The 21,678-nt window shown below is 53.3% G+C and carries 19 protein-coding genes; 11 read left to right on the top strand and 8 right to left on the bottom strand.

What is annotated here, in order from left to right:
• Positions 1-266 precede the first annotated feature (266 nt).
• The 3 genes from JFY74_14270 (at position 267) to fadJ (ending at position 4,341) form a co-directional block, all read left to right on the top strand.
• Entirely contained in the window at positions 267-563 is a 297-nt protein-coding gene (locus JFY74_14270; protein ID QQG27264.1) for a YfcZ/YiiS family protein, read from the top strand.
• A 263-nt stretch (positions 564-826) separates the two neighbouring features.
• Positions 827-2,140, top strand: coding sequence for an acetyl-CoA C-acyltransferase FadI (gene fadI, locus JFY74_14265; protein QQG27263.1), 1,314 nt, complete (start codon positions 827-829; stop codon positions 2,138-2,140).
• Positions 2,137-4,341 (top strand): fatty acid oxidation complex subunit alpha FadJ, encoded by a 2,205-nt coding sequence (gene fadJ, locus JFY74_14260; GenBank protein QQG27262.1) that lies wholly within the window; start codon positions 2,137-2,139, stop codon positions 4,339-4,341. The genes fadI and fadJ overlap by 4 nt, the downstream gene beginning before the upstream one ends.
• Here fadJ and JFY74_14255 read toward each other — a convergent pair.
• The 5 genes from JFY74_14255 to JFY74_14235 form a co-directional block, all read right to left on the bottom strand.
• Positions 4,338-5,348 carry a spore coat protein U domain-containing protein gene (locus JFY74_14255; GenBank protein ID QQG27261.1) on the bottom strand — a complete coding sequence of 337 codons (1,011 nt, stop codon included), beginning with the start codon at positions 5,346-5,348 and terminating at the stop codon, positions 4,338-4,340. The genes fadJ and JFY74_14255 overlap by 4 nt on opposite strands.
• Before the next feature lie 4 nt (positions 5,349-5,352).
• Positions 5,353-7,722 carry a fimbrial biogenesis outer membrane usher protein gene (locus JFY74_14250; protein QQG27260.1) on the bottom strand — a complete coding sequence of 790 codons (2,370 nt, stop codon included), beginning with the start codon at positions 7,720-7,722 and terminating at the stop codon, positions 5,353-5,355.
• Between the two features lie 58 nt (positions 7,723-7,780).
• Entirely contained in the window at positions 7,781-8,554 is a 774-nt protein-coding gene (locus JFY74_14245; protein QQG27259.1) for a molecular chaperone, read from the bottom strand.
• Positions 8,555-8,589: 35 nt separating this feature from the next.
• Positions 8,590-9,126 (bottom strand): spore coat protein U domain-containing protein, encoded by a 537-nt coding sequence (locus JFY74_14240; GenBank protein ID QQG27258.1) that lies wholly within the window; start codon positions 9,124-9,126, stop codon positions 8,590-8,592.
• A 183-nt stretch (positions 9,127-9,309) separates the two neighbouring features.
• The gene (locus tag JFY74_14235; protein ID QQG27257.1) at positions 9,310-9,858 is read right to left on the bottom strand and encodes a spore coat protein U domain-containing protein; all 549 of its coding nucleotides are present in this window, start codon (positions 9,856-9,858) and stop codon (positions 9,310-9,312) included.
• Positions 9,859-10,793: 935 nt separating this feature from the next.
• Here JFY74_14235 and sixA point away from each other — a divergent pair.
• The gene (gene sixA / locus JFY74_14230) at positions 10,794-11,276 is read left to right on the top strand and encodes a phosphohistidine phosphatase SixA (protein QQG27256.1); all 483 of its coding nucleotides are present in this window, start codon (positions 10,794-10,796) and stop codon (positions 11,274-11,276) included.
• An 87-nt stretch (positions 11,277-11,363) separates the two neighbouring features.
• Here the strand turns inward: sixA and smrB are convergent, their stop codons facing one another.
• Entirely contained in the window at positions 11,364-11,906 is a 543-nt protein-coding gene (smrB, locus tag JFY74_14225) for an endonuclease SmrB (GenBank protein ID QQG27255.1), read from the bottom strand.
• A gap of 171 nt (positions 11,907-12,077) precedes the next feature.
• Between smrB and prmB the strand changes: the two genes are divergently transcribed.
• The 6 genes from prmB to JFY74_14195 all read left to right on the top strand — a co-directional run bounded on the left by prmB (position 12,078) and on the right by JFY74_14195 (position 16,748).
• Positions 12,078-13,010 (top strand): 50S ribosomal protein L3 N(5)-glutamine methyltransferase, encoded by a 933-nt coding sequence (gene prmB / locus JFY74_14220; protein ID QQG27254.1) that lies wholly within the window; start codon positions 12,078-12,080, stop codon positions 13,008-13,010.
• A 75-nt stretch (positions 13,011-13,085) separates the two neighbouring features.
• Positions 13,086-14,171 carry a chorismate synthase gene (aroC, locus tag JFY74_14215; protein ID QQG27253.1) on the top strand — a complete coding sequence of 362 codons (1,086 nt, stop codon included), beginning with the start codon at positions 13,086-13,088 and terminating at the stop codon, positions 14,169-14,171.
• A 6-nt stretch (positions 14,172-14,177) separates the two neighbouring features.
• A complete protein-coding gene (mepA, locus tag JFY74_14210; GenBank protein ID QQG27252.1) occupies positions 14,178-15,023 on the top strand; it encodes a penicillin-insensitive murein endopeptidase in 846 nt (281 codons plus the stop codon).
• Positions 15,024-15,056: 33 nt separating this feature from the next.
• On the top strand, positions 15,057-15,857 hold the full coding sequence (locus JFY74_14205) for a sulfite exporter TauE/SafE family protein (GenBank protein QQG27251.1): 801 nt from the start codon (positions 15,057-15,059) through the stop codon (positions 15,855-15,857).
• 27 nt (positions 15,858-15,884) lie between these two features.
• Positions 15,885-16,430 (top strand): elongation factor P hydroxylase, encoded by a 546-nt coding sequence (locus JFY74_14200; protein QQG30552.1) that lies wholly within the window; start codon positions 15,885-15,887, stop codon positions 16,428-16,430.
• 33 nt (positions 16,431-16,463) lie between these two features.
• Positions 16,464-16,748, top strand: coding sequence for a YfcL family protein (locus JFY74_14195; protein QQG27250.1), 285 nt, complete (start codon positions 16,464-16,466; stop codon positions 16,746-16,748).
• 68 nt (positions 16,749-16,816) lie between these two features.
• On the opposite strand, the gene mnmC is transcribed toward JFY74_14195, so the two are convergent.
• Positions 16,817-18,844 (bottom strand): bifunctional tRNA (5-methylaminomethyl-2-thiouridine)(34)-methyltransferase MnmD/FAD-dependent 5-carboxymethylaminomethyl-2-thiouridine(34) oxidoreductase MnmC, encoded by a 2,028-nt coding sequence (gene mnmC, locus JFY74_14190; protein QQG27249.1) that lies wholly within the window; start codon positions 18,842-18,844, stop codon positions 16,817-16,819.
• A 173-nt stretch (positions 18,845-19,017) separates the two neighbouring features.
• Here mnmC and fabB point away from each other — a divergent pair, with 173 nt between their 5' ends.
• On the top strand, positions 19,018-20,235 hold the full coding sequence (gene fabB / locus JFY74_14185) for a beta-ketoacyl-ACP synthase I (GenBank protein QQG27248.1): 1,218 nt from the start codon (positions 19,018-19,020) through the stop codon (positions 20,233-20,235).
• 133 nt (positions 20,236-20,368) lie between these two features.
• Here fabB and flk read toward each other — a convergent pair whose 3' ends face one another.
• Positions 20,369-21,607, bottom strand: a complete 1,239-nt coding sequence (gene flk / locus JFY74_14180; GenBank protein ID QQG27247.1) for a flagella biosynthesis regulator Flk — start codon at positions 21,605-21,607, stop codon at positions 20,369-20,371.
• Between the last annotated feature and the right edge of the window lie 71 nt (positions 21,608-21,678).

The following is a 21,678-nucleotide window of genomic DNA, read 5'->3' as shown; positions in this document are numbered from 1 at the left end:
TGTGATTGATATCACTAAAATTACTGGTCAGCATGAAGTGCTAGCACTGCTTCAGGATGAGGGAGTAAAATATAAGGAAGATAAAAATATTTGAACTTGATCATATACGCTAAATAATTCGAGTTGCAGGAAGGTGGCAAGAGAGGGAGTCCCGATGAGCTTACATAAGTAAGTGATTCGGGTGAGTGAACGTAGCCAACGTACATGCAGCTTGAAGTATGACGGGTATATATCTCCCGCGTCTTAAGTCTTAAGAGGAAAGTAGCATGACGAACGTAATCAACAAATGCAGTGCTGAAGAAACCGCAGCCTGCTGCTGTGTCGATGTCGGCACAATCATGGATAACACGGATTGCACGGCGTCTTACAGCAACGTTTTCGGCGGTCGTTCTGAGGCGGAAGCGGCACTGTCCGCGTTGACGGAAAAAGCGCGTGCGGTAGAGTCTGACCCTTGCGAAATCACCAGCATGCTGGAAGACGTAGACGGCGGCGTGAAACTGGATATTGATTTCACATTCAGCTGCCAGGCCGAAACGATGATTTTCCAGCTCGGCCTGCGTTAACTATGCTCCCGCAGGAGCCTTGATCGGCTCCTGTCTATTTCATGCCCTGAGCTGCGTTTAATTTATCCCCCTTCAAATCTCGCTGTTTTCACTCCTGCTTATTACTTATTAATGCAAAAAGTTATAACGCAAAAGGTCACACTTTTGTGTTGCGCAGCTTTGCGTAATGTAACTATCTGGTTAACAATGAAATCAGGTCTGACCTGTTGTGCGCGTACATTATTTTTAGTTAACGGGAATATTTTCGGTTAACAGGAGCGTTTATGAGCGAGGTATTACCTCTGATAACCCGGCGTGGCGATCGCATCGCGTTTGTGAGCGGATTACGCACCCCATTTGCCCGGCAGGCAACGGCCTATCATGGCGTATCTGCCATCGAATTAGGGAAGCTCGTCACCAGTGAATTGCTGGTCCGAGCTGGTATCGATCCTGAACTGATCGAGCTATTGGTGTTCGGACAGGTGGTTCAAATGCCTGAAGCGCCGAACATCGCCCGAGAGATCGTGCTCGGCACGGGCATGAGTGTGCATACCGATGCCTATAGCGTGTCGCGCGCCTGCGCCACCAGCTTTCAGGCGGTTGCCAACGTGGCGGAAAGCATTATGGCGGGTACGGTGGAAGTTGGCATTGCTGGCGGGGCAGATTCCTCTTCTGTGCTGCCGATTGGCGTCAGCAAAGCGTTGGCCAGAACGCTGGTGGATATGAACAAGGCTCGGACACTGAGCCAGAAATTGAAACTGTTAAGCGGCCTGCGCCCGAAAGACCTGCTACCGGTTGCGCCCGCCGTGGCGGAGTATTCTACCGGATTGCGCATGGGCGATACCGCCGAACAAATGGCAAAAACCTACGGCATCACGCGTGAAGAGCAGGATGAACTGGCGCACCGTTCGCACAAACTGGCGGCTCAGGCCTGGGAATCCGGCGTGCTGCGCGATGAAGTCATGACGGCTTATGTCCCGCCTTATGACAAGGCGCTGAGCGAAGATAACAATGTGCGGCATGATTCCGCGCTGGAGCAGTATTCCCGCTTACGCCCAGCGTTCGATCGCCGACACGGTACGGTCACGGCGGCGAACAGTACGCCGCTAACGGATGGCGCGGCGGCGGTGTTGATGATGAGTGAGTCTAAGGCCAAAAGTCTGGGGCTCACACCGCTGGGCTACCTGCGCAGCTATGCATTCAGCGCCATCGGCGTGCAGCGTGATATGTTGCTGGGGCCGGCTTATGCCTCCCCGCTGGCGTTGGCCAGAGCTGGTGTGACGCTGGCCGATCTGACGCTCATTGATATGCACGAAGCCTTTGCCGCCCAGACGTTGGCAAATCTCAAACTGTTTGCCAGCGATGAGTTTGCCCGGAATCAACTGGGTAGAAACGCCGCGCTGGGCGAGGTGGATCGCGCTAAGTTCAATGTGTTGGGGGGCTCCATTGCCTATGGACATCCCTTTGCCGCCACTGGCGCGAGGATGATTACCCAAACGCTGAATGAACTGCGCCGTCGTGGCGGCGGGCTAGGGTTAACCACCGCCTGCGCGGCTGGTGGACTGGGTGCGGCAATGGTACTGGAGGTGACGCCATGAACGATCAACAGCCTTTCTCCGTGACAACATCGTCTGCAACGGAAAAAACAGCGCCCGTAACGGAAATCCCCTCAGCCTTTTCCCTAACGATTCGGCCGGACAATATCGGCGTTATTTGCATTGATGTCCCCGGTGAGAAGGTGAATACGCTAAAAAGTGAATTCGCAGAACAAATTCTCTCGGTCTTCGAGCAGGCGCGGCAGCATGCGACGCTCCGAGGGCTGATTCTCATTTCCGCCAAGCCTGATTCGTTTATCGCCGGGGCGGATATCACCATGTTGAACCAGTGCAGCAGTGCCGAACAGGCAGAGAATCTGGCTAAACAAGGGCAGGAAACGTTCGATCAGATTGCCGCGCTGCCGTTCCCCGTGGTGGCCGCGATTCACGGTGCCTGTTTGGGCGGCGGACTGGAGCTGGCGTTAGCCTGCGACTATCGCGTCTGTTCGCTGGATGACAAGACGGTGCTAGGGCTACCGGAAGTGCAGTTGGGTCTCCTGCCCGGATCCGGGGGAACGCAGCGTTTGCCACGGTTGATTGGTCTGGATAGCGCATTGGATCTTATTCTGACCGGTCGTCATCTCCGAGTGAGTCAGGCGTTACGGCAAGGGCTGGTTGATGAAGCTGTCTCGCGCGATATCCTGCTGGAGACAGCAGTAGACATACTTAAAAAAGGAAAACGAAAAGCGATGCCGCTGGGTTGGCGTTCACGCCTGTTGAGCAGCCCAGGCATTCGTCATTTGTTTTTCAAGGTAGTGAAACGCAAGACCCGTGCGAAAACACACGGCAACTATCCAGCCACTGAAAAGATCATTCAGGTGGTACGCTGGGGAATCGAAAAAGGCCGTGAAGAAGGGTATCGGCAGGAGGCGCGAGCATTCGGCAAGCTGGTGATGACGCCGGAATCTGCCGCGTTACGCCATCTGTTCTTTGCCTCTAACGCCTTAAAGAAAACCACTGGAGCGGACGCTGATGTGAAGTCGATCCACCGCGTCGGTATTCTCGGCGGTGGGCTAATGGGCGGTGGGATCGCTAGCGTTACGGCGACGCGCGGGCAGTTGCCGGTGCGCATTAGAGATATCAATGAACAGGGCATTAACCATGCGCTGAAGTACAACTGGCAGTTGCTGACCAAACGTGTTCAGAGTAAGCGGATGAAGCCGACGGAGCGCCAGCGGTTGATGACGTTGATTTCCGGCAGTACGGACTACCGCGGTTTTGAACATGCAGATATCGTCATTGAGGCCGTTTTTGAAGATCTGGCGCTGAAGCGGCAAATGGTAACGGAGATTGAAGAGCACGCTGCACCGCACACGATTTTCGCATCGAATACCTCCTCGCTGCCGATCCACCAGATCGCAGAGGGCGCGCGCCGTCCGCAACAGGTTGTGGGTCTGCACTACTTTAGCCCAGTGGACAAAATGCCGCTGGTTGAAGTTATCCCTCACGCTCACACCAGCGCAGAGACGGTCGCAACGACGGTGGCTCTGGCGAAAAAGCAGGGGAAAACCGCGATCGTCGTGGGCGACAGCGCCGGTTTTTATGTGAACCGCATATTGGCGCCTTACATCAACGAAGCGGCATACTGCCTGCTGGAAGGAGAGCCGGTTGAATCGATTGACTATGCGCTGGTGCGTTTTGGTTTCCCCGTCGGTCCGCTCGCGCTGCTTGATGAAGTGGGTATTGATGTCGCGACCAAGATTGTGCCCGTGCTGAGTGAAGAGCTGGGCGAACGTTTTACCTCCCCACCAGCGTTTGATGCGATCCTGAAAGATGGGCGCAAAGGGCGTAAGAATGGGAAAGGGTTCTATCGGTACAATAAAACGCGCCGTTTCTGGCATACGGGGAAAGAGGTGGATAGCTCGGTTTATCCACTGTTGGATGTCACACCGAAGGCGCATATCGACCCCGCGCTAATCAGCCAGCGCGCCGTGATGATGCTGCTGAATGAGGCGGCGCGTTGTCTGGATGAAGGAGTGATTCAATGCGCTCGTGATGGTGATATCGGCGCGGTATTTGGTATCGGTTTTCCGCCTTTCCTCGGTGGACCGTTCCACTACATGGATCGTCTGGGGGTGGACACGGTAGTGAAAACGCTGCTGGTGCTACAACAACAGTATGGCGATCGATTTGCACCCTGTGAACGTCTGCTCACGATGCGGGAAGACCGGCGGATGTTTTATCCGCCAGCCAATGAAGACTAGTTGATCGTGACGTTGATCGTCACAGTGTCTTTATACGTCCCCGATGGCCGGCTAGGCTGGCTGGCGTTAACCCGGGCGGTGTACGGAATACTCTGCGTAATCCCCGTCCCCATTCCGCTGTAATCGTTAGTTTCGGTCCAGGCGATGTTCCCGGTGCGATAGAGCTGGTATTGCAAATAGTAAGGCGTGCCGCCGACGGTGGCCGTCATCCTGCGCCAGTTAGCATCGTCGGGGTGGGTACTGACCAGTTTTACTGTATACGCCCCCAGCAGCGTACAGCGAACGCCGAGGCTATTACTGACCACCGCGAAATCGGCGGGAAACGCCGCCGTACCAAAACTGATATTCGGCGCACTGGTGATCTGGCAATCATTGGTAATGTTCATGGTAATGTTGAGGGTCGAGGTCGTTGTTCCTTCCTCGTAAACGCAGAGACCTAATGCGCCCAGCGAACAAAGCCGGTAATCCCATTTGATGGTCACTGTATCGGTATAGGTGCCAGCGGAAACGTTGTTGCCTGTACTGGTGCGGATATAGATCGGCATCGTGCCGTCAGTGGAATTGAACAGACCGAGTATGTCCAGAAAGGTCGCCCGGCTCCAGGTATAGGTTGAACCGATGTTATAGAGTGTACCGCAGCCAGAATCCATACACAGGCTGTAGGGAACGTAGTCTGAGCTTGTTCCTCTGCGCATCCGCATGGTAGTACCGCTGGGGTTGCTGTCACTCTGTATCGTCGCAATGATGGTATTGGTGCTGGCTAAACTCAATAGACTTCCCGTGCAGCGAAACCCACTCCCCGATGCCACGACCTGTGGCGTGCCGTTAACGCCGACCACGGACGAGCCATAAGGCCCCAGCGTCGTGTTGCTGGGGGGCGTGGTACAGGCGGCGTAGCTAAAGGGGGCGTAATATAGCGCCATCAGCAAGAAAGCCAGACGCAGCCAGCGGGCGGCTCGCCGATTGGCGGGGAAGATGTGCTGGATTGCTGGTATCGTGGTCAGCATCATTTTATCCTTTTGGGTCAATCGTCTGGCAGGTGAGTGGGCCGATGGTCGCCATCATGGTCTGTGATTCCAGCAGTGAAAATTCCACTCGGCAAAGCCGCCCGTCCTCTTGTTTAAAGCGTAAGCGGTTAGCCGTTCCCAGATTGGTGAAATAGACCAGACCATCGTAGCCGCTGATGGTGGTGTCGCCGCTGACGTCGTCTGTTATCCAGGTGCCGATGGTGAGCGGGTTTCCATCCGTATTGCGCAGCTTAATGTTGGCGGATCGCACGGCATGAACGGGGAACGTAACGACGGTGCCGCTGCCTTCTTTGACCGACACGCGCGATTCCACCTGTGGGGTGGCGACGTTGGCTGGCAGCTGTAACGTATCGATTTCCACTTTCGCGGGGTAGTTGGACACGACCCACGGCACGAGTAAATGGCCGCGTTTGTTGGTTTTCCCCACCAGTTGGTTTTCATATTTTACCGGGACGTCAGGGTATCCCTCGGTATCGACCACAATAAAGGCGTCGTTGATACGGTTACTGGCGAAAAGCCCCCTGTTCATGTAGATCAGCGAGCCGCTCAGTTCCCCCCACTGCGTGGTATTTCCTTCATTGCCATACGTTCCACCAGCAAGCATGGCATAAGGGCCGCGCCAGTTCAGCGAGCCTTGGTGATAAGGGGTTTTTCCTGCGCCATACGCGGCGTTCCAGCCTAATCCACCTTCTGTCGGCACGGTACGGTTCACTCCGACACGCGGTGAATAATCGCCATTGCTGTCGCGCTGAACGCCGGCATTAATGCTGCCGTTTGTACCAAAAGGCATTACGAACTGGATCTGGGCGCTGTAGCCGTTTTCTCCCAGTTCTTTGTTAAAGGCGAGGTAAATAGAGCTGTCTTGCCAGACCTGACGGCTGAAAGAGAAATTCAGCAGGCGGGTACGGGTTGAATCGTACGTACGGATATCGAAATACCCCACGCCGAATGAGCCGTTGCCTTCACCGAAGAGTTGGCTGCTGAGCGTTGCCTGATAGCTTTCCCGGCTGAGGCGACCTTCCGTGAGTACGGCGGTTAAATCGCGGTAGGCTTCACTGCGTTTAGCGTGTTGAACGCTCAGGCCAAACGCGGAGGTGTAGTAGGAGTAGCCCGTAGTGTATTGGTGTCCGGTGGCTTCTTTTTCGCTTTGGCTGTAGGACGAACTCAGCGTGCCCCAGCGGCCGACGGTAAAATCCGCCCCTGCGCCGAGCAGATAGAGATCCTGTACCGCTTCGCCATGCGCTGATACCGTCAGTTTATTGGTCAACCCGTAGCGATAGATGCCGCTAACGGCAGGATCGTCAGTATAGGCGTTATTCTTTACCCCATAGTCCTGACGCAACACGCCAACGGACAGATCGAAATCACTTAATCCCTCCCTCAGCAACGAGTTGGAGACGTAAAAGGGGATCGTGGTGGAAACTTGCCGCCCCTGCGCATCCGTGGTGATGACGGTCGCTTCCCCTGCGCCGTTAAGGTAAGGCGTATTCGTAAGGGTGAAGGGGCCAGCATTCAGGCTGGTGCTGTTCGCTTTATAGCCGTTGATAAACAGATCCAGCGTGCTGGGTACGGCAGCCGTACCGGTATATTGCAACATCGGATAGGTCACGATATCCGGGCGGAGGGCGAAATTGCGAGCGATGCGTAGGCCACCCATGCGCACCGAGTTGCTCCACGTCAGGGAGTTGCTGATCAGATCGCCAACCTGATAGGTGAGCATGCGTTCGTTATCGTTATAGCGCCAATAGGTGTCGAAACGCTGATAGTCACCTTGCTGTGCGGTATTGCCGCTTGATGTGAAATAGTAGATCCCCGTGTTGGATAAGGTTCCATAGGGACTGAAAACGCGCTGTTCCATCCAACTGTTGAGTGAATCTGCATTGCCGCGGGATGAGGTGTAATAAAGGTTATAGTTGAACAACAATCCAGGGCTGCTGTGGGCGGGGATACGTGCCATGTCTTGCCCTCCGCCTTCAATGGACTGTTCTGGTAGCCAGAGTGTGGGCACAGTGAGTTTTAGCTGCTGTATGGCCTGATCGTAATCGGCAGTCACCTCTGGCAGAGCGCTAACATTGACCAGCCCCGTACTTTGCTCCGGTAAGCGGATGTGATTCGAACGCAGCGTTGCTGCATCCACATAATAGCTCCCGGCACGATACGTGACAGGGACAACCGTGTTATCGCTCTGTCCGTTAACGGAAAGCGTTAAATAATAAACGGACTCGCTGAGCGAGGGCATGGCGCTGGGGGGCGCGGGAAGATCGGTATAGTCTTCCGCGAGAATCGTCGCAGAATAAAACAGCGCAAATGGAGCGTATATAAGCAGGGGGAAGGCAATGGTTTTACACTTCATACCTGGTTTCACCATAGCTTCATGGCCAATAGACACGCTTCTGCCGTTAACCGAGCCATCATTCGCGTTTAATCAAAATGGGATCGGTGATATCGATCAGGTTGGTGAAGAGCTGCATCGCCGCACCCGGTGTAGATACGCCCGCAGGCAACGGCCAACGCATCTCTTGTCCCGGTAGCACATAGCCTAAAAAGCCGTCGGTTACCTTTACCCGGCTTCCTTTCCCGCTTTGGTCGGTTGACCAATAGACGTTACTCAGACGAGCATGGACCACGCCACGATTGCGGACATAAAGATAGTTTTTCCCCCCAACCGCACTGACTCGCCAACTGAGCACGGGCAGCGTTGGTTCTGCGTTGGCACGTCGTTTACCTGGGCGAATATGCGTCCAGACGCCTGCACCATCAAGGAACAACGGCAGCAGATAGCGCATCTGGAATTGCAGACCCATCTGTGGTGAGTTTTGCTGGTTGGGGGCAGCAATTTCATCAACGATGATGCGATAAGCCTGCTCGGTATTGGCAGACGCGGGGTTGACGCGAATCAGGCGCACCATATTGCGCTTACCCGGTTCCAGCGTCATGAACGGCGGTGTGGCAATCACGTTACTTTGTTCAGCATAACGATCCTGAAAATCTATCTGCTTCCACGACATGATGCGGATTTGCAAGCCGACGGGCGCATTACCCTTGTTTTCCAGCCACAGCGCTGAGCTGCTCTCATCGGACTCAATAACCTGATAGATCGGCCAAACAAGAATAGAGCTGGCGGCAAAGCAAGACGAGGCGAAACCGCTTAATAAAAAGACCATTGCCCGAATAAAAAACGTCATTTTCCTTTTCATCCTGTGTTCACCCTGTTTTGTTTTTAATAAGTCAGGCTGACGGTCACGTTATCGGTATAAACCCCTGCGGGAGGAAGAGGCGTGCCGCCAAAATAGCGGGCATAAACGGTGTAGGTCTGGGTTGTGGCCGGAAAAGAGGCGATGTTGAGTGCCAGACCTCCCGTTCCCCATACCTGTGTGCGTGCCGCATCGCGGTAGAGTTGATAAGCTAACAGGCGCGTTCCTGCTGCATTTTTCAGATAACGTTGTGTGCTGTCACCGCCATTAGTGCCGTAGCTCAGTTCAATAACGGCGCTGATGCCTGGCGTACAGGTCGCGATAATTGACCCACCGCCGCTGGTGCTGGCGATATCCACGTTGGTCGCCGTGGCGCTGCGTGTCCCAAAATTCAACGTCCCCATGTTGGGCTGGCTGCTTGCCGTGCTAGTGCCAAAAACACAGCCTTTTTGTATCGTTGCCGTGACATCGAATGTACTGCTCACTGTGAGCGCCATCGCCACCGTAGGGACGATGGTGCCCGACAGCAGAAATGACAAAATCAGAACCGACGAAAAACGCATCGCAATACCAGTGGTTACGTAAATTGAAGGGCGACACGAGAAACGTCTGAAGTCAAAAGGAGCGACGTGGCGTTGTCAGTAAACGCAACATCGCGTATGAGATGTGGTGACATAACGGCTCCTTTTCTTGTGGATCAATGACCCTAAAAAGGCCGACAGGTGGGCATGTCGGCCTGTAAAAACTTACCACTCGATCGTTGCAGCGACGGTGTCGGTATAAGCTCCTGCGGTGGGGGCGAGCACGGCCTGGTCTGACGGTTGGATACGCGCATAAATCGGAATCAGCTGTGGGTTGCCGGTTGCAACAATGGCAATGCCAGTGGCGCTAGCAAGCGGAATTTCTGTCGAGCGGGTTGAATCACTGTATAGGCGATAAGGTACGTTGTAGGTGCCTGTACTCGGAGCAAGCCTGCGTAGCGAAGCCGTGGCGTTTGCACCAGCACCTATCTTTAATGTTGCAGGTGTGCCAACAGAGCAACTGACCGTAATCCCGCTGCCCCCAGTGCTGCTAACCTGGCTGTCAATATTTTCCGTCAGGTCTGAATGAGGGCCAAAGTCGATGGTTCCCCATTGGGTGCCCGCGCCTCCCCCGTTGTTGACCGTACAGGCCGCATTAATGGTCAGAGATACGGGGATTTGACCAGTAATCGTCACGCTATTGGCAGTGGTGGAGAGGCCAAATGTGGTGAATAGTGTAGCCAGGATAGGTAATGTTATATGCTTAGAATTCATAACGATTCCTTTATATGCATCTCACTTATTTTCATCGAAAGTGTCTTCACGAAAGTACATTGATTTCCGTGAAAACTGCTCATTACGAGTAACTATTACAAAAGGAGTCATAACGAGTCGTTTTAGTCAGTACGGATATTTGTATGGAATGGGTTAACCGATCGGGAAAATACAGAGGGATTATCCTCTTTCCTGATGGTATGAACCACTGACACAAAAATGCCACACTGCTGAAATATATATCATTAATACTTTCAGTACTTTCCGTATGATAAAAGTAACGATATAAAGGAAACGTGTTGCTAATTTTCTCTTCCGTGATGATGAATAATTTCGAGCATATAAAAATAAAAGAAAGATTCTTCGAGTTTTATCCTGAACTGCATGATTGTCCATAAATAGAAGAGCAATCTAATTTTATTATATGATGCTATATTCCGTATTATTATCTTTTTTATATAAAATGAAGAACAAAAAATCACTATTTAAAATAAAGATAGAAGTAGAGTGTGTGTTTAACAATATTGTAAAATTGATATGTGTTAAAATAGTTTAAATTTTTGTTAAAATTACAATAGCTAGTGTTTTTTGCTATTATTTTAACTTAATTGGTTTTTTATTCCAATAAATTGACTTTTTTGCAGTGACTATGATCTTCACCTTAAACTCATGGTTATATATGCTTGAGGAAACACATTCTGTTGTCCCCCTTTAAACCTTTTATTTATCATGGGATTACTACGAGTAAATGAAATAAGGGTGTGTCACCTACCGAAACCGAGTGCTTGGTGAGTTTATCAACGTGAGAAACTCAGGTAACCTACAGTAATAAAACGGTTGATACCCTACATAACTTGAATGGCAGAAAAGCCAGCGTGTATGCGGCGTGAAGTATGAAGGATATGCCATATATTTCATTAACATAGCGGTATAATATGCAAGTGTTGATAATGCGTCATGGTGATGCAGTACTTGATGCAGCGAGCGACGCTGTCCGGCCGTTGAGCGACGGTGGTCGTGATGAGTCTCGTCAGATGGCATGTTGGCTGAACGAGCAAAATATCGATATTGAGCGCGTTTTGGTAAGTCCTTATTTACGTGCCCAGCAAACGCTCGAGGTAGTGAAAAACGCACTGCCGTTGCCGGAAGAAGCGGATTGTCTGAATGAGCTGACGCCCGGTGGTGATGCCCAGCTTGTCAGCTATTACCTGCAAACGCTGGCGAGAGAAGGCGTTGGTGCTGCTCTGGTTGTTTCTCACTTGCCGCTGGTGGGTTATCTGGTTGCCGAATTATGCCGGAATGAAACCGCGCCGATGTTCGCCACATCCGCTATTGCCTGTGTGCAGGTGGAAGCGGAGTCTGGTCATGGCGTTCTGCACTGGCAAGTCAGCCCGGCCCAGTTGAACGCGAAATCCTGATACGACTAGCCCCAAACTCCTGACTTCATACGGTATGAGGCGTGTAATGAACTTACACGCTTCATCGTTTTTTGAAGAAGAGCGAGCTTATTCAAGCGAAGGCGCCTCTAGCGCCACCAACACCAGCAGCGCGGCATTCCCACCAAATTCTTTCGGAGCCTGATGAAAAGCCAGCACGTCAGGGTGTTGTGCCAGCCAGAGCGGCGTTTGTTGCTTAAGGATATGTTTGCCGTGCCCGTGCATCACGCAGGCGCAGTAAACGTGCTCCCGCCGACAGGCCGCTAGCAGCGCGCCCAGTTCCTGCTTCGCTTGAAGCTGCGTCAGGCCATGTAAATCCAGAAAAAGCTCCGGTGAATAATCACCCCGTCGAAGCTTCTTCAATTCATAGTGGCTGGCACCCGGGCGGACATAACGTGTCGGGCCTTCTGCATCCAACTGTGGCTGAAATTCATCCGAAAAATAGAAACTGGCATCAACCTGCTCCTGCAATGCCCGTTTGGCGGGTAATTCACCTGGTTTTTTGCGCAGTGGTTTGTGGGTATAGGTATCCTGACGCAACTTTTTTGTGCCAGTGATTGACGTGCGAAAAAGCTGTAATTCGTCGTCGTTCAGCAAATATTTATTACTCATGTTTCATTCATCTTGCGCCAACATTCGATCAGTTTACCTTGTCTCCCCGCTGTCGCTAAATAAAAGTCTGTATCGGGGCGCGTTCAGTCGGTTATATCTGCTGATTTGTCGCGGGCTTCATGGCAAACTAAGCGCCAATTTCCCATTCAGAACAGTCTGCGGAGGACACCCTTGGACAAAATTTTCGTCGATGAGGCCGTCAGTGAACTTCATACCATTCAGGATATGTTGCGCTGGGCTGTCAGCCGGTTTAACGCAGCCAACGTCTATTACGGTCACGGGACGGATAATCCCTGGGATGAAGCCATACAGTTAGTCCTGCCTAGCCTTTATCTGCCGCTCGATATTCCTGAAGATATGTACACGTCCCGTTTGATCACCAGCGAACGGCAGCGCATTGTTGAACGTGTGATCCGCCGCGTCAATGAGCGTATTCCCGTCGCCTATCTGACCAACAAGGCCTGGTTCTGCGGCTTGGAATTCTATGTGGACGAACGGGTGCTGGTGCCGCGCTCTCCCATCGGTGAGCTGATCAATAATTATTTTGATGAGCAACTGCCAAAAACGCCAAGCCATATTCTGGACCTGTGCACGGGCAGCGGCTGTATTGCGATTGCCTGCGCTCAGGCGTTCCCGGAAGCGGAAGTCGATGCGGTCGATATCTCCAGCGAGGCGCTGGCGGTAACCGAGCAAAATATTCAGCAGCACGGCCTGGAATACCGCGTGACGCCGATTCGCTCCGATCTGTTCCGCGATTTACCGGCGATTCGCTATGATTTGATCGTGACTAATCCACCGTATGTGGATGAAGAAGATATGTTCGATCTGCCGCAGGAGTTCCGTTTCGAGCCTGAGTTGGGGCTGGCGGCGGGTAACGACGGTCTGGATCTGGTGCGTCGTATTCTGGCCTGCGCGCCAGACTATCTGAGCGACGATGGCGTGCTGATTTGCGAAGTGGGCAACAGCATGGTGCACCTGATCGATCAATATCCAGACATCCCGTTCACCTGGCTGGAGTTTGATAACGGCGGTGACGGCGTGTTTATGCTAACGCAGTCACAGCTAGTTGATTGCAAAGCGCATTTCAGCGCTTACCGTGATTAAACGGTCGTAACGATATTTATTCGCCTTACTGTTTAGACGGTAAGGCTGAAACAGAACACATGCGAAGGAGTTGTGATGGCAGGCAACAGTATTGGGCAATTTTTCCGCGTCACTACATTTGGTGAATCCCACGGTATTGCCCTGGGATGTATTGTTGACGGCGTACCGCCGGGGATCCCGCTGACGGAAGCGGATCTGCAACATGATTTGGATCGTCGCCGTCCGGGAACCTCCCGCTATACGACGCAGCGCCGCGAACCCGATCAGGTCAAGATTCTGTCCGGTGTTTTTGAAGGCGTGACAACAGGAACCAGCATTGGCCTGTTGATTGAAAACACCGATCAGCGTTCTCAGGATTACGGTGCGATTAAAGATGTCTTTCGCCCCGGGCACGCCGATTACACCTATGAGCAAAAATACGGCCAGCGCGATTACCGTGGCGGTGGCCGCTCTTCCGCGCGTGAAACCGCAATGCGCGTTGCCGCAGGGGCCATTGCGAAGAAGTATCTGCAACAGCAACATGGTGTGAAGGTACGTGGCTATCTGTCGCAGATTGGCGATGTAACCTGCGAGCTGAAAGATTGGGAACAGGTTGAGAAAAACCCGTTCTTCTGCCCGGATATCGACAAGCTGGAAGCCTTGGATGAACTGATGCGGGCGCTGAAAAAAGAGGGCGATTCCATTGGTGCGAAGGTCAGCGTAGTCGCGGAGTCGGTGCCTGTCGGATTAGGCGAACCGGTCTTTGATCGTCTGGATGCTGATTTGGCTCACGCATTGATGAGCATCAACGCCGTAAAAGGCGTCGAAATTGGCGATGGCTTTGCGGTTGTCACTAAGCGTGGCAGCGAAAACCGAGACGAAATTACGCCGGACGGTTTCCAAAGCAATCACGCTGGCGGCATTTTGGGCGGGATCAGCAGCGGCCAGAATATTGTTGCGCATCTGGCGTTGAAGCCGACCTCCAGCATTATGGTACCGGGCAAAACGATCAACCGTCAGGGCGAAGCGACTGAAATGGTCACGCGCGGGCGTCACGATCCGTGTGTGGGTATTCGCGCAGTGCCGATTGCCGAAGCCATGATGGCGATTGTGTTAATGGATCACCTGCTGCGCCAACGCGCACAGTGTGGGGATGTGAACAGTCAGGTTCCTCGCTGGTAAAAAATAATGAAACAAGGGTTAATCGGGGTTCTCGCGCTGGCACTGAGCGCGCCGCTGTTATCGAACGCCGCGTGGGCGAAAACGCCCTGGCAGGAGATAGCGCATCCGGTTGCGGGTACGCCGCAGGCCATTGGTAGCTTTTCCAATGGCTGTATCATCGGTGCCCAACCGTTGCCGCTGCAATCGCTGGATTATCAGGTAATGCGTATCGATCAGCGCCGCTATTTTGGTCATCCCGATCTTCTGGCGTTTATTCACCGCCTGAGCAACGAGGTTAAGCGCACGACCTCAGGTAATGTGCTGGTGGGGGATATGGGGATGCCTGTCGGGGGACGTTTTAGCAGCGGTCATGCCAGCCACCAATCCGGGCTGGATGTTGATATCTGGCTACAATTGCCCAGACAGCGCTGGAGCGAGCAGCAGTTGTTGAAGCCGCAGCCTATCGATTTAGTTAACGCCAGTGGGCTTAGCGTCAATCCACGCGTCTGGCGACCGGAAATCACCACCCTGATCAAAACCGCTGCGTTGGATAGCGACGTAACGCGGATCTTCGTCAATCCGGCGATTAAAAAACAGCTGTGTGTTGAAGCTGGCCACGATCGTGACTGGCTGCGTAAAGTTCGCCCTTGGTTTGCACACCGTGCGCATATGCATGTGCGCCTGCGCTGCCCGGCGGACAGCCTTGAGTGTCAGGATCAGGACGAACCACCTGCCGGTGACGGATGCGGTGCCGAGTTAACCAGCTGGTTCCAGCCAAAACAGCCGAGTACCGAAGCCCCAGAAAAAACTACGCCGCCGCCGTTGCCTCCGTCTTGTCAGGCACTGCTCGACAGACATTTTGCTGCGAGATAACGAGTAACTATCTGTGCGAGATAAAAAATAATTATGGACTGGTTAGTGCTTGGGCCAGAAATGCTGGCCGTGCTGTTTTTTGTCGGGGCGTTGGCAGGGTTTATTGATTCGATTGCGGGCGGGGGCGGTTTATTGACGATCCCAGCGTTGCTGGCGGCGGGTTTATCCCCAGCGCAGGCGCTGGCAACGAATAAACTTCAAGCCGTCGGTGGATCCTTTTCCGCCAGCCTGTATTTCATCCGCCGCCGCGCGGTGAATTTGGGCGAGCAGAAGCTGGCGATTGCGCTGACGTTTGTCGGCTCGACCTTTGGTGCCTGGCTGATCCAGCAGATCAATGCTGATTTTCTGCGCCAACTGCTGCCAGTACTGATTATTGGCATCGGCCTCTATTTCTTATTAACGCCAAAAATCGGTGATGAAGATCGGCAGCGTCGACTGTCGCCGCTTCCGTTTGCGATTGTGGCAGGCGGCTGCGTCGGTTTTTATGACGGCTTTTTCGGCCCCGGTGCCGGATCATTTTACGCGCTGGCCTTTGTCACTTTGTATGGTTTCAATCTGGCCAAAGCGACGGCAAATGCCAAGATCCTGAACTTTACCTCTAACTTCGGCGGGCTGTTGTTTTTTATGCTCAGCGGAAAAGTAGTCTGGGTGGTCGGCGGCGTCATGCTGATTGGGCAAATCCTCGGCGCGCGGCTTGGAGCCAAAATGGTGATGACGAAAGGGCAAAAGCTGATTCGTCCTATGCTGGTGCTGGTTTCCGCCGTTATGAGTGGCAAGCTGATTTATGACAGCCACGGGCACGAGATTGCCGTTTGGCTGGGACAGTTTTTATGACAACAAATGATGATAACAACAGATAACATGACTACGACGCACCACTATCAACAGCTGATTGATATTTTTAATGATTGCTTTGGCGATGAATACAATACCCGTCTGGTAAAAGGCGACGATGAACCGATTTATCTGCCAGCGGATGATGACATTCCGTATCACCGGATTGTGTTTGCCCACGGTTTTTATGCCAGCGCGCTACACGAAATTTCTCACTGGTGCATTGCCGGTGCCCAGCGGCGCTTACAGGTCGATTTCGGCTACTGGTACTGCCCGGATGGCCGCGATGCCTCGACGCAAAGTCAGTTTGAGGTAGTAGAAATCAAACCGCAGGCCTTCGACTGGCTGTTCTGTGTTGCTGCGGGCTTTCCGTTTAACGTCAGCTGCGACAACCTGAACGGCGACTGCGAACCGGACCGTATTGATTTCCAGCGGCGCGTGCATGCGCAAGTGATGCAGTATCTGGAAGAAGGGATTCCCGCGCGTCCGGCCAGCTTTATTCGTGCATTACAATCGTTTTACAATACGCCACCGCTGACGGCGGCGAGCTTCCCGTATCCAGCCGATCTGTGATGCACGGGAACTGCAAAAATTTGAGGATAAGAAATGATCGCAGAATTTGAAACGCGCATTCTGGCGCTGATTGATGACATGGTAGAGCATGCCAGCGATGACGAACTGTTTGCTGGCGGCTATTTGCGTGGTCACCTGACGGTGTCGGTGGCAGAAGCGGAAGAGAACGGTGAACAGACGCTTGAAGCATTGCATGTGCGTGTTAGCGATAGCATTAATAACGCCATCAAAAACGGTGAGCTGTCACCGCCAGATCAGGTGCTGGTTAACGGGATGTGGGAACGCTTGTTCCAACAGGCGCAGAATAACACCCACTGATTTCCATGTGTGCTAATCGTTAATCTGTCAGTGCTGGTTTAGTAGAACCAGCACTGCTTTCTTCCTCATTAATCCTTCGTTACAGGCTTACCTTTCAGCAGTTTCCTTATCCAGAATCGATTTGGGTTTAGCGCGGCGAGCGTGTCGCGATCCAGCGGTAGCGGTTCGCCATACATCTGCGAGGCCAGGATTTCTGCCGCGAGTGGGGCGGAGCACAGGCCGCGTGAGCCTAACGCGCCGATAATAAACAGATCCTGCCAATAGGGTGCGCTTGGCACCGTGTCAGCACGGTGTTGAGGATGCAGTCGCTCTTCATAGTCTGTCAGCGTTTGTTCATAGTTCGGCACTGCGCCAAGCAGCGGTAGATGGTCGCGCAGCGCGCAGCGGACGCCCTGACGCGCCTGCGCATCGCTAACATCGACCGTTTTCGCCCAGTCTGCGTCGGGCAAACAATTCAGCAGGCGCTGGCGATTTTCTTGCTGCTCGTCTTCTCGATAATCACAGTGTGTTTCACCCCGTAAATAGCTCGCTCCGATGCAGTGCGTTTGATGTTGCGGACTCACTGGCGTCAGGTAGCCGTCGTAGCACAAGACCTGTTTGAGCTTCCTCAACACCGGAGTGGTCGGAATATGGCTGACCTGCCCGCGCACGGCGTAAGCGGGTAAATGGGATGTCTGTGGCCAGTCGGTAATGTGATGACCATTTGCCAGCACCACGACCGCATGGTTTACCTGCTGGCCGCTGTTGAGGGTAAGCTCCCAGCCGTTATTCGTTTTATCCAGTGTGGAAATGGCAGTACTCATCTGTACCGATAGGCCGTTTTGCTCTGCCAGCTTCAGCGCCGAAGCCGTCAGCTCCGCCGGGCACAGCCAGCCGCCGTCGGGATAGGTGATGCCGTCTACGCCGGGATTCAGGCCGCTCTGTTTTTCCAATTGCTGTGCATCCACGCTGACGACCAGTTCTTCCGGCCATTCCCCTTGTAGAATCTTTTCGATTTTACGCGCACTTTTTTCATCCCAGGCGAGCTGGCTGACGCCGCACCACTGATGCTCAAATGCCAGACCCTGCTGTGCCAGCGCGGTGTAGCGACGATGGGCAAAGTCAAAGGCGAGAGAGAAAAAGCGGGACACGGCATCGTGCCGGTTATTCAACAGAGGATAAAGCGCACCCTGAAGATTGCCGGAAGCACCCGTAGCAGGCTGTGCGTCCGCGCAGTAGAGCGTGACGTTTGCACCGCGACGTTGCAGCGCCAGTGCAGTGAGCACGCTGGCGATGCCGCCGCCGATAATCGCAATATCGTCAGTCGTGGTGGCGGCGGGGCGTGTATACCACGGTGTTGGCGACGTGACCGGAAGCGCATCAGGAAGGATGCCGCTCAGCATTTCGCGTTTCTGCCCGAATCCTTTGATTTTGCTGACCTGAAACCCCGCTTGTTGCAGACCGCGACGCACAAAGCCTGCGGCGGTAAAGGTGGCGAACGTGCCTTCTTTACGGCACAAACGTGCCATTGCCTGAAATAGATTATCCGTCCACATGTCTGGGTTTTTGGAGGGGGCGAAGCCGTCCAGAAACCAGGCGTCGACCTGATGGTTCTGCGTATCATCCAGCTCAGGCAGTAAGACGTTAACGTCACCGAACCATAAATCGAGCGTGATAGTACCTTGCGCCAGAATCAGACGATGGCAGCCCGGCAGCGCTAGCGGCCATTGCTCTCGCAGTTCATCTGCGAATGCGGCCAGCTCCGGCCACTGTGCGTGTGCGGTAGCCAAATCATGCCGACGCAGGGGGAATTTCTCGAAGCTAATGAAATGCAGGTGTCGCAATGTTGCCTGTGGCTGCTGTTGATGAAAGTCGGCAAAAGCCTGCCACAGCGTCAGAAAATTTAGGCCCGTGCCAAAGCCGGTTTCTGCTATCACACAGGCTGCGCGCGAGTGTGTAGCGAAACGCTCAGGAAACTTATTGCCCTTTAAAAACACATAACGGGTTTCTGCCAGCCCATCCTGATTCGAAAAATAGACGTCATCAAACTGTTGCGATACAGGTGTACCCTGAGTGTTCCAACTTAACGACGCGTGTTGGATGGGGAGGTTGGTCACGACAAAAAGCTCATTATTCAAGTGATGATGAGATTCTATCGAGCTGAATATTGTGGCGCAAATTTAGCAATGATTTCGCGATAGTTTGGCTGATCGGACTTGTTCAGCTTACAACTGTACGCTAAAGTGCGAAGCGAAATCCCAAACTCTATAAGTGGAAGAAGAGGTATTACATGAAACGTGCAGTGATTACTGGCCTGGGGATCGTATCAAGCATCGGTAATAACCAGCAGGAAGTTCTGGCATCATTGCGAGAAGGCCGCTCGGGCATTACTTTCTCTCAAGAGCTGAAAGATTCCGGCATGCGTAGTCACGTCTGGGGGAATGTCAAACTGGACACCACTGGCCTCATCGATCGCAAAATTGTGCGTTTTATGAGTGATGCATCGATCTATGCCTACTTATCCATGGAGCAGGCGATTCAAGATTCCGGACTGTCTGATGAGGTTTATCAGAATAACCCACGCGTTGGCCTGATTGCTGGTTCCGGCGGTTCTGCGCGCTATCAGGTGTTTGGTGCTGACGCGATGCGTAGCCCGCGCGGCCTGAAAGCCGTTGGCCCTTACGTGGTGACCAAATCCATGGGTTCTGCGGTGTCCGCGTGTCTGGCAACCCCGTTCAAAATTCACGGCGTGAATTATTCCATCAGCTCTGCCTGTGCAACTTCCGCACACTGTATCGGTAACGCGGTTGAGCAAATTCAGATGGGTAAACAGGACATCGTGTTCGCTGGCGGCGGCGAAGAGCTGTGCTGGGAACTGGCCTGTGAATTTGATGCGATGGGCGCGCTGTCCACCAAATACAATGAGACACCAGAAAAAGCGTCCCGTACCTATGACGCTGACCGTGATGGTTTCGTCATTGCTGGCGGCGGCGGTATGGTTGTCGTAGAAGAGCTGGAGCACGCGCTGGCGCGTGGCGCGCACATCTATGCGGAAGTGGTCGGCTACGGCGCGACGTCTGACGGTGCGGATATGGTTGCACCGTCAGGTGAAGGCGCGGTACGTTGCATGAAGATGGCGATGCAGGATATCGATACACCGATCGATTATATCAACACGCACGGCACCTCTACGCCTGTGGGTGATGTGAAAGAACTATGGGCTATTCGCGAAGTTTTCGGTGACAATGTTCCACCGATTTCTGCGACCAAAGCGATGACCGGCCACTCTCTGGGTGCTGCAGGCGTTCAGGAAGCAATCTACACGCTGTTGATGCTGGAACACGGGTTTATTGCGCCGAGCATCAATGTGGAAACGCTGGATGAGCGTGCTGAAGGCATGAATGTCATCACTGAAATGACCGAGCGAGAACTGAGAACGGTTATGTCTAACGGTTTCGGGTTCGGTGGTACCAACGCCGCGCTGGTAATGAGAAAATTCGATAAATAATCGGTTTATCATTCGAACACTATTATTCAAATAAATAAAAACCCCGTAGGCGCAAGCCGCGGGGTTTTTTGTTGGCGCTGGTTTTGTTGGTGATGGGCATGAGCGATAAGTCTGGCCTTAACGGTATTAGCGCTTAGATCAATACCCAAAGCAAAAATGCAGCCACGCAGATGCTGACAATCACCAGGAACATCGGCTTATGGAACAGGGATTGCCAACTAAGCGGTAGTGACGCAATCAGCGGGTTAAACAGCGGATGCAGCAATTGTGAGGTCGTGGTCCAGTCCGTTTCCTGTGAGCGCTGAATGCGCTGCGTAAACAGGAACGTCAGCAGATCGCTGACCTGCATCGGCGTCAGTGGAGTTTGTAATCCAATATTGAAGCGGTTTTGCGTGTAATCCATCAGTAAATGCTGTTCCTGCGCGGTCATAGGCTGTTGTAGCAAAGCCTGCAACGGGGCGAGATTCGGGGAAAGCAGCGAATTCTGTGCCGGTGGCGGCTGTGATGACAGATTCGCGTTAGCCGTATTGGTGGTGTTGGTTGTTAGCGGTTCTGGCGATGTACCCGCTGTGCCTGCATTGGTCGGTGCTCCCTGTGGCGCTGGCGAGGTGGCGCGCAGCAGTGTCTGCGTCTGTTGTAGCTCAACCTGCGCTTGCAGGAACTGCGTGATCAGCGGCAGATGTTTTAACGGGATGGCGTCGCCCGGGCTAAGATTCTGCATCATCATCAGATTGTTCAGCACCCTTGCAGGCTGTTCCCCGATCATGGTCGCTAACCGGGTGACTAACTGATTCAAGCCGCGCTGTTCCGCAGGAGAGAGCGGACGATCGGGAGAGTTGGCTGCTTGAGCGGTTTGCGACGCGGTGGTTGATGTCGTTGACTGCGGAATTTGCCCGTTTTGCAGCAGCGTGACAACCTGTTGTAGCTGCGTTTTAGTCAACGCGCTTAGTGTGGTGCTACCGAACTGTTGCTGGATGAAATTGCTGACTGCCTGACGATTATTTCCCTGAGACAGCATATCGGTCAGACGCTGAAGCAGCTGTTGACGACCACCGCTATCTTGCGCCTGCGTTAAACGCGTCTGGAGTATCTGCTCGGCAGGCTGGTAGTGGCGGGATAGCAGTTCATTATTCTCTTCCAGCCCTAATCCCTGTTTTACCGTCGTCCAGACTTCCGCTGCCTTTGACGTGGTCAGCGCGGCAACTTTAAGCACCAGATTTTCCAGCGTCGTGCGCTGCGCCAGCGTCAGCGGTCGATCGCCGTTGGATGAACCTGCGGCGTTAGCTGATGATGTAGAGGTTGACGATGTGGTGGTCGGCGTAACCGAGCGTTCGCCGGGCAGCGGGGCACCTGGGCCACTTACAGGTTGCATATCGGTTATCCTCACTGCCGTCATGATTGAGATGAATCATAGCAATCTCCCGTGACGGCCGATAGTCATGC

Source organism: Pectobacterium carotovorum, assembly GCA_016415585.1.
Lineage (GTDB): Bacteria > Pseudomonadota > Gammaproteobacteria > Enterobacterales > Enterobacteriaceae > Pectobacterium > Pectobacterium carotovorum_K.
This window is presented reverse-complemented; position numbering and strand designations above follow the sequence as displayed.